Raw genomic sequence first — 12,596 nt, forward strand, 5'->3', positions numbered from 1 at the left:
TGGTGGAGCTGAGGGGAATCGAACCCCTGACCTTCTCATTGCGAACGAGACGCGCTACCAACTGCGCCACAGCCCCTTCGCCCCTCGCGGAGCGACGATCAGACTACCACTTCGCCGCGGCCGCCCAAGAACGAAACCGGCCGCAGCGGCGTCGGCGACCCGCAGGCCACCGACGCCCAACGACCGCTAGTTGGCGGCCAGAATGTCGACCACGAACACCAGCGTCGCGCCGCCGGGAATCGTGTCGCCCGAGCCGGCATCGCCGTAACCAAGCTCCGGCGGGATGACCAGCAGCACCTGGCTGCCCACGGTCTTGCCAACGAGTCCCTGGACCCAGCCCTCGATGAGGCCGCCGAACGTCAGCGTGAAGGTCGACGGCGCCTCGCGATCCCACGACGAGTCGAACTTGTCGCCGTTCCACACCCAGCCGGAGTAGTGCACGGTCACGCTCTGGCCGTCCTTGACCACGGGGCCGTCGCCCTCGATGAGGTCCTGAGCGATAAGGCCCTCCGGCTTAGTGGTGGTCGGGTACGTCACCGACGGAGCGCCGTCGGCGTCAAGGGTGACCTTGGGAAGTCCGTCCACCGGGGCCACGGCAGTACCTTCGGCCCGGTCCAGAACGTCGCTGACACCGGAAACCGTCACCAGCATGATGTTGGCTCCCTGGCCCCGATCCGGCACCGCGTACAGGAAGTCGGTGCCCACGTGAGCGCCCTTCAACACGGCCTCGATCGCGGGGTCCACTTGGCCCGTGATCAACTGCACCTGTTCGGCGCTGCCGTTGTCGTAGGTCGAGTACAGCGTGGAGCCGTCGGTTCCCAACTTGATGACGTAGTCGAGCGCCAGCAGCTGACCCGACTCGATCGGGTCGCCGTCACCGTCGGAGATCAGCCGCGCGCCGGACACCGTGAAGTTGATCGGCGTGGTGGCCTCAAGATCGGGGGCGACACCGTCTCCGTTGTCAATCCACTTCATCGCCTCAAGTGCGGCATCAGGTTCGACGGCCGCGACCGCGTCCGCGGTGGGCTGCGCCGTGGCGCCAGCCGACGCACTCGACGAACCGTCGGCGTTGTCGGCCGGCGCGCAAGCCGCGAGTGACAGGGCTGCCGCGGCAAGGGCGGCGGAAAGGGCAAGACGGTGCTTCACGTGCAAAACTCCCAGCGGTTCGATGACGCCCCAGTGTCCCACGGAGAGGCGCATGCTCCGCGCCTCCCGCCGTGTGGCGTCGGTACTCCTGAACCAACGCTGGACGGGACGCAAGGTTCCCATTCTCAGCGAACTCAGAGGATTATTCGCGGCCCTGACGGTCCCCCGCACGAGATGACCACTGACCGTGGCGTGCTCGCGCGCGTTAGGCGCTTGCCTGCCGACGCTTCGCGAGGATCGCGTCGAGTGCGCCCGTGCGCGGGGCATCGTCACTGGCGTGATCCGTGGCGGCGTCCGACCGTGCCGCCTGGTGTGCCGCATGCGACGACGCCGCGTAGTCGTCCTGCGACATGTGGCGGGCGGTGTGCTGAGGCACCGACGCCTTGAGCGCGTAGGCGGGGACCGGCATGGTCTTGGGCTTCCACGCCGCGCCAGCGGGGGTGTCGGCATCGGGTGAGGCCGGCGCCGCATCGCGAGCCGACGCCTCATCGAGGGCCTGCGCCACGCGCGGTCGGGCGATGGCCGGGGCCTTGAGCGGCGCCAAGTCGGTCGCGGTGATGATGCGGATCGCCTGCGTGGCGACCTCGCTGGGCTGCGCTTGCTGGCCATTGGCACGGGCGGCAGACACCACCCTGAGGGCTCGCATCGCCGTGGCCGCCGCCTGCACCTCGCGGTCCACCGCACGAATCTCCGCCAGTGCCTTGCGCTCTGCAGCTCCGGCACGCACGGAGGCACCAACCACCGTCACCATGGCGCCGGTCGCAAGACCTGCGATCCACGACGGCGTTCCCGTGGTGGACGCGAGCATCCATGCGACCACGGTGACCACGGTGGCAACGGCAGAAAACAGCGCGCGCCTGCGTGCACGAGCCGCTCGCTGCGCCATGGAGCCCAGCCGGTCACGGCGCAGGTGAAGGCTTTCGCGTTGCGCGTGAGCGGCCGCGCGATCAAGCGGACTGCTGGGGCGCGACATACGAGCCTGGCCCAACTGGGCGACACGGACGCGAGCCGCACCCGTGACCAGCAACGGAACGTCGGTCGAAGCACTCGCGGCATCGACCGGAGCCACACGCGCCGCGGTGGCCCGCACCACGCGCATGTCAGCGGAGTAGCGATCCTCGGTACGCACCAACGCATAGTCGCTGCGTTCGCGGATCCGCTGGGGCAGGACGTAGGCAAGCACCAGTCCTACGGCGACGATCGCGAGAAGTCCTGCAGGAGGCATGACACGACGGTACGGCCGGGTCGGGCACGACTCAGGGACCTAGCGCGGCGTGTCAGTGTCAGGAATGGTCGATCGCGCCGGCCCACCACGTTCCGGTGCGCTTCTCGCTCGCCGTCACCGCGAAAATGCGATGGTCACGCCACGCTCCATCGATAAACAAATACGACGCGCGCATGCCCTCCTCGCGCAGTTCGAGCTTGCGCACCACCGCCAGGGACGCGGTGTTTTCCGGGCGAATCGCGATCTCGATCCGATGCAGGCCCTCCGCGAACGCGTGCTCGCACAGCAGCGCCACGGCGGCGGGCGCAATGCCTTGACCCGCCACGTGATTCGACACCCAATAGCCCAGCGTCCCGCCGCGTTCCGCACCCCATTCGACGCGACCCAGCGAGGCGCGACCCACCAGCTCGCCGTCCCGCTCAATCACCATGGGGTAGGTGCGGCGCGCCCGCCACGACGCGCGTTCGCGGCGCACGTAGGTGCGGAACGACATGGTGGCCTCGTGGGTGCCCGGCGGCGGCGACGCCTCCCACGGTCGCAACCACTCCCGATTGCGTTCACGCAAGGACAACCACTCGCGCTCGTCGCCCGGCCGGAGCAGCCTGAGTCGCACCCCATCGCGCTCCAGGCGAGGCGCGACCGGTCTCATCGCTGCCACCACAGGATGGGGAGTGCGTCACCCTTCTTCACCTCAGTGGTGTCCTCCGCGACAAGCGCCACACCGTCGGCGGCCGCGATGTCGCGCAACAGCGGGCGCGCCGGGTCCCCCACCGGTTCCACGCGATCCCTGGTGCCCTCCCCGCGGCGCACCGGCACCACCTGAGCGAAGCCGAAGGGAGCCTGCCATCCCTGCTGGACCGTGGCCGTCGGCCGCACCACGCCAAGCCCCCGCATGCGCATGATGGCGTCGATGCCGTAGCCGGCGAACGCGGCGGCGACGTCGACCGGATCTCCTGGCAGGGCCAGGAGCGCGACGGGCGCCGTGTCCCTGGAATCGACCGTGCCGAGTCCCTGCCGATCGCCCGGCATCAGCCTCACGCGGCGAAGTTCTCCGCCATAGGCGCGGGTCAGCACGGGTCCCACCACGTCGTGCCAATCGTCGGAAACGCCTCCGAGGGTGATGACAAGGTCCGCCTGAAGAGCCGCATCGTCAATGGCCTGGCGCAGCAACGGGCCGTCGTCCGGCACGGCGAGCGTGCGCACCACACGCGCCCCTGCGGATGTGAGCATCGCCGCGAGCAGCGGGCCCGAGGCGTCCACGGTGGGCTCGGGCGGAGCGAGCGAAGGGTGCACGGCTGCAATGTGGCCCCGAAGTTCGGAGCCCACGGCCACCACCGCCACCCGCGGCGCGGGACGGACCCTCACCGTGGCGTACCCGCAGGCCGCCATCGACGCGACGTGACCCGCGCCGAGCCGGGTTCCGGCCGCCACGACCACGTCTCCAACCCCCCAATGGCCGCCCTCGTCGACCACTCCCTCGCCGACTGCGACCTCCGCATCAAGAAACAGCGACACTGCGGCCGTCGTAGGGCGGGCCACGACGGCATCGGCTCCATGCGGGAGCGCGCCTCCACGCGCAATCCTGGCGGCGGTGAAGGGCATGAGGCGGGTAGGGCCGTTCCCAGGGAGCACGTCGTGAGTCACCGGCAGGGTCACCGGACGCATCCGCGCCCCCCGCGTGTCGGACGACCTCACGGCAAAACCATCCGTCGCGGCGATTCCCAGGGCCGGAACTGCCGTACGGGCAACCAGATCGGCAACAGCGACACACCCCAAAGCGTCGGCAAGCGTCAGATCCAAGGGAGAAAGGGGGGCGAGCAGGGCAAGAACATCGGCACGATGCTCTTCGAGGCTGCACGAGGTCACCATGGCATTGTCCTGTGCGGCGCCGACACCATGCAACCAGGGCCCACTATCGCGAACCGGCTCATCCCACGCAGTTCGCCAGGGTTTGACACAATGGGGTCATGACCCCGTTGTCCCACATTGATCCGCGCACCATGCCCCCAGCCGAAGCCAAGTCCGCCTGGCGAAGTGCGGTGCGCCGTACGCGACTCCAGCGCGGCGAGCGACGCATGAGCGAAAGCGCCGAGTCCTTCCGCGACCAGGTGCTCACGCTGCCCGAGGTGGACGGGATCCGATGTGTGTCGGTGTACGCCTCGCGCGCCCATGAGCCCGGAACGCTCCCGCTCATCCAGGCGCTTCACGACCGCGGCATCGAGGTGCTGATGCCCCGCTTGGGGGACGGCCTTGTGCGCGGCTGGGGCGTCTTCACCAGCGCCGACGATATTTCGGAAAGGGCGCCGGGCAGGCCGCCCGAACCGTCGGGAGACTTTCTGCCTTCGGACCGCCTCGCCGATGCTGATCTGATAGTGGTGCCCGCACTGGGTGTCGACACGCGAGGAACTCGCCTTGGCCAAGGAGCGGGCTGGTACGACCGGGCGCTGGCGGACACACGGCCGGGTGTGCCCATCGTCGCGCTGGTGTTTGACGACGAGTTCCACGACGCGGACGTGCGCGCTTTGCCACGCGAATGGCACGACGTACCCGTGACCATCGTGGTCACCCCGTCATCAGTGGCACGAATCCACGCGTAAAATCGTCACATGCCGACCTACTCGTATGCTTGCAGCGCGTGCGGACACCGCTTCGAGTCGATCCAGTCGATTCATCACGACGCGCTGACCACGTGTCCCGTGTGTGGGGGCGCCCTCCGTCGCGTCATCTCTGCCGCGGGTGTCACCTTCAAGGGATCCGGGTTCTATCGCACGGACTCGCGCGCGACGGCCCCCGCAGGCGCGCCCAGCGCCGCCAAGGCGAAGACCGAGGCCAAGCCCGCTACCAGTGCGGCGGCCGATCCCGCTTAATCTCATCGTCGCGGCTGGCGGAACCGCCGTCGCCCCACGCGGCGTCCTCGTCCTCCCATGCGCGGGTGGGGATGAGCGGTCGGTCCGAGCCCTTGCGAGTCGGTGCGGCTACCGGCGCGGGCTCGTCGGCGTCGGGCTTGTCGGCGTCGTCGGCGTCTGCCTCGTCCTCGTCGGCGTCTGCCTCGTCCTCGTCGGCGTCGTCGACGGGTTCGTCTTCGATGGCCTCAGCCGCGTCCTCGCTCCTCAGCGCTCGCTTCACCTGTGCGGCCGCGGCGACCGGGTCCATGAACACGTCGATCGTCCACAAAGGCACGACCCTCCAGCCGAGAACTTCGAGGTGCCGATGCTGCCAGCGCAGGCGATCGCGCACGGAGCCACGCGGCCCGGACGGCGGTTCGTCCGTGACCACGGCGACGCTGTATCCGCGGTCTCGCGTGTCACCCACCACCATGGGAATGGCTTGACCGCCCACTCCGTATCGCAAGCGAACCGCCAGGCCCTCGGCACGCAACAGGCGCGCCACATCGGCGAGCAACCAGTCGGACGGGCCGGGCGCCGACCTCTCGGAGGGCACCGGAGGCTTGTCAACGGCCTCCACCAACTCGGCCAACGCCATGACCCCGGCGGCGTTCTCGCAGTTGCTGGCCACGTGGGTCAGGTGGTGCGGCGCGAGCGCGGTGAATACTGTCACCCGGGAACCGCCGGCGACCAGTGCTTGCGCCAACGCCGCGGCGCCGTGGTCCGTGGTGAGAATGCCTAAGTCGGCGGGCAACACCCCGCGATGATCGCGGGCGTATCCAAGGCTCAGCACCACCTCATCCGCGGTCAGACCCGCGGACTCGCCGCACACGACCACCGGCACCCGTGCCGCGACCGCCTCGTCGCGTTCCAGGAGGGCGTCGGCGACCCGAGCGGCGTGCAAGTCGTTGCCCGCGACAACCACGAGGCTGCGGCGCGGCACGGTGGCCGATGCGCGCATCACCGTCTCGACCACCGCAGCCACCTCCGCCCGCGTGGACTCGACCGTGGTGCGGCCTGCGACGGGCTGCGCCACGGCGTCGACGACAGTCACGACCAGGCCGCCCTCGCCCCCGGGCTCCCCTGGCGCGGGGATGGCCGCGACAGCCCTGTCGTAGCCCACCGACGCCAACACGGACGTGACGCGGGGGTCCCTCGCCTGCGGCAGGGCGCGCAAAGCAACATCAGGAAGCAAGTGAGCAAGGTCCGCGACCGCGGACCGCGTAGCGCTGCGTGCGTCCGCGACCACCACTACCTGCGTGGCGCGCGCCAGCGCCGGAATGAGTTGCGCGGTGGCCAGCGACTCCGCCCCCAACACCACGGCCACGTCGACGCAGCGGGTGGGAGGCAGGAGGTGAGAGACCTGTTCGGCACGCGCGAGCACCACCGGCCGCAGGGCCGCGACTACAGAGCCGAAGTCGCGCCGTACGTCGCGCATGGAAACTTCGGAACCCTCCATCAGCGTCGCGAACAAGTCGCGAGCGTCGGACGGGTGGCGAACAATGGCTTGGCGGCGATGCTCCGCGACGGCGCGCATGAGAGGCCCCACCCGCAGCTCGGCAAACTGGGCGTCCAACTCGAGGTACCGATTCACGGCGGCACCGAGCGCGCCCGCTTCGATCAACTTGGGATCCTCCTCGACGATCCCGTCGAACGCCGCCGCCCACCACGAGAACTCGAGATCCACACGGATCTGTTCGGGAGAGGCGTGACGCGATTCCAAGTCCTCCAGCAGCGGCGCGAACCCGGGTGCCTCAAGATCCATCGACGCGGGCCGCGCGGGGGCCCGGTCAATGCCACCCGGGACGCCGTCAGCGAGGTCGGCGAGCGCAGCGGCAAGTTCGCCCCACTCGGTGTCGGCTGGCTCGTCGATTCCGGACGCGTCTGCCAATACGGGTGCGAGGATCGCCCACGCGCCCTCGAGGCGCGCCAGTCGGGTCGCGTACTCCGCGTAGCCATCCGGCACCACGGGCCAACCTCCCGAGGAGCAATGTGCGCGCCACATGTCCGCTTCGGCCGCAGCGGCTACCAATCGGGCATGCAATCCGGAGGTGCCGCGACCGGGCCGCAGCAGCTCTGCGGCACGCCTGGACAGCGCCCGCCGCACCCGTCGCGACATCTCGGGGTCCTCGTCCCCATCGCGGGGCGCCGTGGCGGTCACCAGGTCGGACAGCGACCGGTGATACACGGCGGGCGCGAAGTTGTCGAGCGTGACCTGCACGTCGCTGAAGAGCTTCACCTGTTCGCGCCACACGCCCAGGGTCTGTGCCTCGTCCACGCCCGCGTCGCGCGCCGCCGCCTGAGCGTCGGACCGCAGGCCCGGCATCATGCGCAGGGTCGTCGCGAGCGCCTCGTCCAATTCGGCGCCATGCTCGTTCGACGTGGCAATGCGATGCCACCACGGGACAACCTGAACGTCCGCATCACCTTCCGGGGCGTCCGGCCACTGCGCCTCGCCATGCATCCGCTCTGCGATGGCGGCGGCCACGTGACCCAAACCATGTTCCGCGACGGCGGCGGCGGCATCCGTCCCGAGGCGGATCGTGGCGCCGGGTTGCGGCTCCTGACCCGTGAGCCGCACGATGGCCTGCACCGTCTCGAACGCGCTCACACCCCACGGACGATGCGGACGGTGCAAGGCGTCGTACCGGGCCGCGGCGTCCGACCGAGCGTGCAGCAGCTCCTCGCCGAGCACACGGAGCTGAGATTCGTCGACTTCCGGGCTGTCGAGCGTGAGCGACGCGAGCAACCGCGAACGCGACTCGGCGTTCCACGCGGGAACCACTCCCGTGAGGGCGATGTCTCCCGCCCCGGACGATGCCAGCAGGGCGTCGACCGAAGCGAGCGCATCGTCGGAGCCGCCCACCACGAGCGCGGTGCGCCCCGACGCGGCGGCGTCGGCCGCAATCGCGGCGACCACGGCGGTGGCGTCCGATCCTGGCGGGGCATCGACGGCGACGGAACGACCGAGAGCCACCATGTCGAGCACAGCAAAGGAAGAGTCGTCGAGGTCTCCCATGCCGCGCTCAGAGAACGGATCGCGCTCGGTGGTGGACCACTGCGGCAACGGCTCCGCCAACGTGGCCCGCGCGTCTTCATCGCCCGCGATCGCGGCCACCACGTCGGAGATGCCGATGACGGGGTCGAGGTCATCGAGGTCGTCCAGGAGCCGCTGTTCGGGGTCGTCGAAGGCCCCGATCAGGAGCCGCTCGCCCACCTCCAAGTTGTCGAACAGGTGTGCCTGGTCGCGCACCTCGGCCCACAGCGGTCGCGGGTCAAACTCTTTGCCCTCAAGAGTCGCGGCTACTCGGGACGCGAGATCGGCGGGCCCGCCGCGATCGCGGAGAATCGCGGCGAAAACTGGGTTGAGGAAGGCCTCGTGCCTGAGGGTGATGACGACGTCGTCGTGGCGCGCCACATCGAGCGAGATCGGCCGCAGCAGGAGAGGCATGTCGGAGCCCTCCCACGACACGGTGCCCACCACGAGCGCGGCGGTCCACATGCCGGTGGTCGCGGCGACCGCGGCGGCTTCCTCGAGAATCAACCTCCCGCGCAGAGAGGCTGCCGCGTACTCCTCGCGGTCCTGGACGAGCGTGGAAAGCAATGTCGCGCGACCGGCGAAGAGTTGCGCAAGGCCGGACGGGTGCGCGTGCTCGAGTTCGATGATGGCGGACTGCGTCGCGGCGAGATTGCGTAGCGGTGAAATCGTCGAGCGTGAACTCAGATGCGCCCGCCACTGGCTTAGCGCGTCGGCGACAAGCCCCCGCGAGATGTAGTCCACCACGAACCCACGGTAACGATGCCGCAACCCGCCGAGCGGCTGCCACGCCGCACCCGCCGATCACGCGACAATGCGCGCCGACTTGTACAGCCGACGCGCATCGTTGGAGGAATTGTGATACTCGCCTGCCATGGACGTCAAGCTAAGGCGTCGGGGTCATCAAATCAAGCCTGACGGCGCGCCTCAAGACCTTACCGATCTGCGAACGGGGAAGGTCAGGAAGGATCACCACACCACGGGGTAGCGCATATTTTGCGAACCTTTCGCTGCACCATTCGCGCACCGCGTCCAAGCCGACGGCGTGGTGGTCTGCCTCCATCACGATGGCCGCGACAACCTTCTCTCCCAGGTCGCCACCGGGGACGCCGACCACGGCGACATCCTTCACGCCAGGCATCCGACGCAAGTGCTCCTCCACCTGAGACGGGTACACCTTGTATCCGCCGATGACGATCAGTTCCTTGATGCGGTCGACGAGCACGATGAAGCCGTCGTCGCTCATCTGCACCACATCACCGGTGCGCAGCCACCCGCCAGGCAGCAGCTGGGAAGCGGTCTCCTCTGGCAGGTTCCAATACCCAGAGAAAACTTGCGGCCCACGAATGAGCAACTCGCCGGAGGCCCCAAACGGCACCTCCGCGGTCGGGTCTTCCGGATCCACCACCCTCACCTCAGTGCTGGGGTACGGGATCCCGAGCGTGCCGGGACGCCTGGCAGGCGAGAGAGGGTTGCCGACGGCCACGGGAGACGTCTCCGTCAGGCCGTAACCCTCGATGACGAGGCCCCCCGTCAGCCGCTCCCAACGCTCGGCCGTCGCCGTGGGAAGAGCCATTGAACCCGACAGGGAGACCGCGAAGGAGGTCAGGTCGGCCCCGGACTTCTCGGCCGCATCGGCGATCCGATCGAGCATCGGAGGGACCGCAGGGAGGAACGTGCCCGGACGTCGCTTCTGCGTCTTCAGAAACTCGTCGGGGTCGAACTGTGGGAACGTCGCCACGGTGGCGCCGATGCGCACGGCATACACGAGGGACAGCATCATTCCGAACGCGTGGAAGTACGGAAGGATGCCGAAGATCACCTCGGAGCCAAGCGGCGCGCCCGTCCACGCGGTACTCTGCACGCCGTTGGCGACAATGTTGCGGTGCGTCAGCATGGCGGCCTTGGGCGTGCCGGTGGTCCCCCCCGTGTATTGGAACAGGGCGACGTCTTCGGGCTGCGCCCGCTCGACCTCAGGGTCGAGTGTCGACGCCGCGCCTTGAAGCTGATGCCACCGCTGCACTCCGGGAAAGGCCGTGGATTGCAGTGCGGCGGCCTTGCGGCGGACACTCGGCAGCGGCAGTCGCAGGGCCAGGCGCTTCACGGGCGGCAGATCTGCGGCAATGTCGACCGGGATCGCAGCGAAGGGCTCGTCTCCCGTGCGCGGTTCGAGCCGCTCGAGGGTCTTCTCCCAGGCAATCAGGATCACGGCCCCTGAGTCGGCCATCTGGTGCCGAATGCCACTCGGAGTCAGGGTGGGGTTGATACTCACCACGATCGCGCCCAGGCGTAGCACCGCGTAGAACAGCGCGGTGTGCGTGGTGCAGTTGGGAAGCGCGATTGCCACGCGGTCGCCCCTGCGGACGCCGCGATCGCGCAAGACCGCGGCCGCGACGGACGCCTGCCGCGCCAACTCCGCATACGTGGTCTCTGCGCCGAGGAAGTCGACCGCGACGCGGTCCGGCCAGGCGGCCGCGGCGCGTTCGAGAGCCACTTCGAGCGTCTCGTGGGGAACATCGACTTCGCGGGGCACCGTGGCCTGGCGAGCCGCATCCCACAGCAAGTTGAGGTCCTTCATGATGTTCCACCGATCCCGGTAACGTGCGCGTCTGCGTGGGGACAACGCCGGTGTTGTCCAGGGAGTCCGCCGCGCCCGCCCCCTGGCATGCGCTTTCACGTGAGGGGCCTCTGACCAGTCTACGCGAGACTTACGGTTGCGTAGGCAGGGACCTGGGGTCTCAAGGTCTCGCACAAGGATTCCGGCGTGGCGGACGCAGTCGCCCGCACCCCACGCGCGGGTATGGGTGCTGGCGAAGTCATCGTCGTCGGACACTCGGCAGGTGCCCAACTCGCCGCTGTCGTCGCGTTGACGCCGGGATCCTTCACCTCCGGCTGCGCGGATCCTCCGGTCGCTACCGACCGTTTCGTCGGGCTGGCCGGACCGTATGACGTGACGCAGGTGGGAGGCATGACCCATCGCCGCGCGGGCAACAAGCAACGCCCCGACCACCTGTGGGGGCGTTCGTCTTGAGCATCGTTGGCTCCCGTGTTCAAGACGTCCGGGACTCGCGCAACGTGTCTGCAGCGAGGACGGCGAGGTCGTGCGGGGCACCGGCAGCGTCCGGAACCCGGACGAACCTGCGTGCGGCGAGTAAGACTCCGCGTGCGGCGCCCTCCCGGATAGACTCCGGCAGCGTCTCGATGTCCTTCGTTTTGGCCGCGCCCACAGTGCGCCGGGCCAACTCTGCCGCCGCGAACAATCGGCTCTCCTCGTTCCAGTCGGCGAGTAAGTGCTCCAGGAACGGCCCGCGCCACACCCGAGGATCACGCCGGTCCGACCAGCGGGCGCGGAACTCCTCCTCGAACCCGTCCCACGTCTGCTGAATCATCCCGAGCGCCCACTCGGCGCGGGGCTCGTCACCGAGGGCGAACGCGCGCGCGGCCGCAATCACGTAATTGGCCCACAGGCAGCCGATGTCGTAAGCCACGGGCCCGTAGAACGCGAACTCGGAGTCGAAGGCCTTGACGCTGTCGCACGCAGTGCTGCCTTCGGGGCTTCGCACCATGACTGAGCCGGTGTGGAGATCCCCGTGGATGAGCGCCTCGCCCTTGGTCATGAATAGCCACTTGGCGCGACCCATCGCGGTCACGAAATCCTCGTCTGCCGCGAGGTCGGCGGCATCCTTCTTGTTTTGCTCAATCACGCTGTTGCGCCCGGCGTCCACGCTCGGCTCGGAGAAGACAAGGTCCTCGGTGATAAGGCACAATTCCGGGTTGACAGCCGCGGCCACCGCCTTAGCAAGTTCCTTGCGCTCAAGCGCCAGCGCCGAGGTGCCGAACGCGACCGCCCCCACGTACCTGCCCATCGCCGCTGCTGCGCCGTCGTGGATGAGGCCTTCGTTCAGAGCACCCCGCCACACCGAGTGGTCGCTGAGATCCTCCATTGCGATGATGAAGCGTTCGGGGTCGTAGTCGAAAACCTCCACCACATGCTCAGGTAGCAATGCGTGATGCGCGCGCAGTGAGTCGACCTCAAAGCGCGCACGCTCGGGCGTCATCGGCCAGCCCTCACCGGTCATGCGAACGTACGGCAGAGCCTGTTTCAGCACAAGGCCTCGACCCGTGGCGTCACCTAATAGGAACACCAAGTTCAGGTTCCCATCACCGATCTCGCTCACAGACACCAGGGCGTCTGGGTCGATTCGTTGCGCGAGTCGCGGTACGGAACGCACGTAGTCGGCGACCGTGTCGACAGTCAGAAACTCGTAGTCGGCAGTCATGAAAACACCCCTTACGTGCCCGG

Annotated in this window: 10 protein-coding genes and 1 tRNA gene; 3 read left to right on the top strand and 8 right to left on the bottom strand. The window is 68.7% G+C overall.

Translation table 11 applies throughout. From position 1 onward, the window contains the following. The 5 genes from QZZ29_RS11570 to QZZ29_RS11590 all read right to left on the bottom strand — a co-directional run bounded on the left by QZZ29_RS11570 (nt 1) and on the right by QZZ29_RS11590 (nt 4,240). Nucleotides 1-76, bottom strand: a tRNA-Ala gene (locus QZZ29_RS11570). 110 nt (nt 77-186) lie between these two features. Continuing rightward, the gene (locus QZZ29_RS11575) at nt 187-1,200 is read right to left on the bottom strand and encodes an FKBP-type peptidyl-prolyl cis-trans isomerase (protein ID WP_291383443.1); all 1,014 of its coding nucleotides are present in this window, start codon (nt 1,198-1,200) and stop codon (nt 187-189) included. Between the two features lie 151 nt (nt 1,201-1,351). Beyond that, a complete protein-coding gene (locus tag QZZ29_RS11580) occupies nt 1,352-2,371 on the bottom strand; it encodes a hypothetical protein (protein ID WP_291383444.1) in 1,020 nt (339 codons plus the stop codon). A gap of 58 nt (nt 2,372-2,429) precedes the next feature. Next, the gene (locus tag QZZ29_RS11585; RefSeq protein ID WP_291383445.1) at nt 2,430-3,020 is read right to left on the bottom strand and encodes a GNAT family protein; all 591 of its coding nucleotides are present in this window, start codon (nt 3,018-3,020) and stop codon (nt 2,430-2,432) included. Beyond that, nucleotides 3,017-4,240 carry a molybdopterin molybdotransferase MoeA gene (locus tag QZZ29_RS11590; protein ID WP_291383447.1) on the bottom strand — a complete coding sequence of 408 codons (1,224 nt, stop codon included), beginning with the start codon at nt 4,238-4,240 and terminating at the stop codon, nt 3,017-3,019. Before QZZ29_RS11590 ends, QZZ29_RS11585 begins: the two co-directional genes overlap by 4 nt. Nucleotides 4,241-4,338: 98 nt before the next feature. On the opposite strand from QZZ29_RS11590, the gene QZZ29_RS11595 reads away from it, so the two are divergent. Then, nucleotides 4,339-4,968, top strand: coding sequence for a 5-formyltetrahydrofolate cyclo-ligase (locus QZZ29_RS11595; protein WP_291383449.1), 630 nt, complete (start codon nt 4,339-4,341; stop codon nt 4,966-4,968). Nucleotides 4,969-4,977: 9 nt separating this feature from the next. Next, a complete protein-coding gene (locus tag QZZ29_RS11600; protein ID WP_291383450.1) occupies nt 4,978-5,238 on the top strand; it encodes an FmdB family zinc ribbon protein in 261 nt (86 codons plus the stop codon). Here QZZ29_RS11600 and QZZ29_RS11605 read toward each other — a convergent pair. Both QZZ29_RS11605 and QZZ29_RS11610 read right to left on the bottom strand, forming a co-directional pair. After that, nucleotides 5,210-9,040, bottom strand: a complete 3,831-nt coding sequence (locus tag QZZ29_RS11605; RefSeq protein ID WP_291383452.1) for a hypothetical protein — start codon at nt 9,038-9,040, stop codon at nt 5,210-5,212. The two genes, QZZ29_RS11600 and QZZ29_RS11605, sit on opposite strands and share 29 nt — an antisense overlap. Nucleotides 9,041-9,179: 139 nt before the next feature. Further along, nucleotides 9,180-10,871 carry an AMP-binding protein gene (locus QZZ29_RS11610; RefSeq protein ID WP_291383454.1) on the bottom strand — a complete coding sequence of 564 codons (1,692 nt, stop codon included), beginning with the start codon at nt 10,869-10,871 and terminating at the stop codon, nt 9,180-9,182. 186 nt (nt 10,872-11,057) lie between these two features. Here QZZ29_RS11610 and QZZ29_RS11615 point away from each other — a divergent pair, with 186 nt between their 5' ends. Beyond that, nucleotides 11,058-11,324, top strand: a complete 267-nt coding sequence (locus QZZ29_RS11615; RefSeq protein ID WP_291383455.1) for a hypothetical protein — start codon at nt 11,058-11,060, stop codon at nt 11,322-11,324. Between the two features lie 19 nt (nt 11,325-11,343). On the opposite strand, the gene mtnK is transcribed toward QZZ29_RS11615, so the two are convergent. Continuing rightward, on the bottom strand, nt 11,344-12,573 hold the full coding sequence (gene mtnK / locus QZZ29_RS11620) for an S-methyl-5-thioribose kinase (RefSeq protein ID WP_291383456.1): 1,230 nt from the start codon (nt 12,571-12,573) through the stop codon (nt 11,344-11,346). Nucleotides 12,574-12,596 lie beyond the last annotated feature (23 nt).

Origin of the sequence: Demequina sp., assembly GCF_016278765.1 — a bacterium.
Classification (GTDB): Bacteria; Actinomycetota; Actinomycetes; order Actinomycetales; family Demequinaceae; genus Demequina.

Coding starts and splice junctions, on each gene's coding strand:
- QZZ29_RS11575 (WP_291383443.1), bottom strand. CDS start 1,200: ATGCGCCTCTCCGTGGGACACTGGGGCGTCATCGAACCGCTGGGAGTT.
- QZZ29_RS11580 (WP_291383444.1), bottom strand. CDS start 2,371: ATGCCTCCTGCAGGACTTCTCGCGATCGTCGCCGTAGGACTGGTGCTT.
- QZZ29_RS11585 (WP_291383445.1), bottom strand. CDS start 3,020: ATGAGACCGGTCGCGCCTCGCCTGGAGCGCGATGGGGTGCGACTCAGG.
- QZZ29_RS11590 (WP_291383447.1), bottom strand. CDS start 4,240: ATGGTGACCTCGTGCAGCCTCGAAGAGCATCGTGCCGATGTTCTTGCC.
- QZZ29_RS11595 (WP_291383449.1), top strand. CDS start 4,339: ATGACCCCGTTGTCCCACATTGATCCGCGCACCATGCCCCCAGCCGAA.
- QZZ29_RS11600 (WP_291383450.1), top strand. CDS start 4,978: ATGCCGACCTACTCGTATGCTTGCAGCGCGTGCGGACACCGCTTCGAG.
- QZZ29_RS11610 (WP_291383454.1), bottom strand. CDS start 10,871: ATGAAGGACCTCAACTTGCTGTGGGATGCGGCTCGCCAGGCCACGGTG.
- mtnK (WP_291383456.1), bottom strand. CDS start 12,573: ATGACTGCCGACTACGAGTTTCTGACTGTCGACACGGTCGCCGACTAC.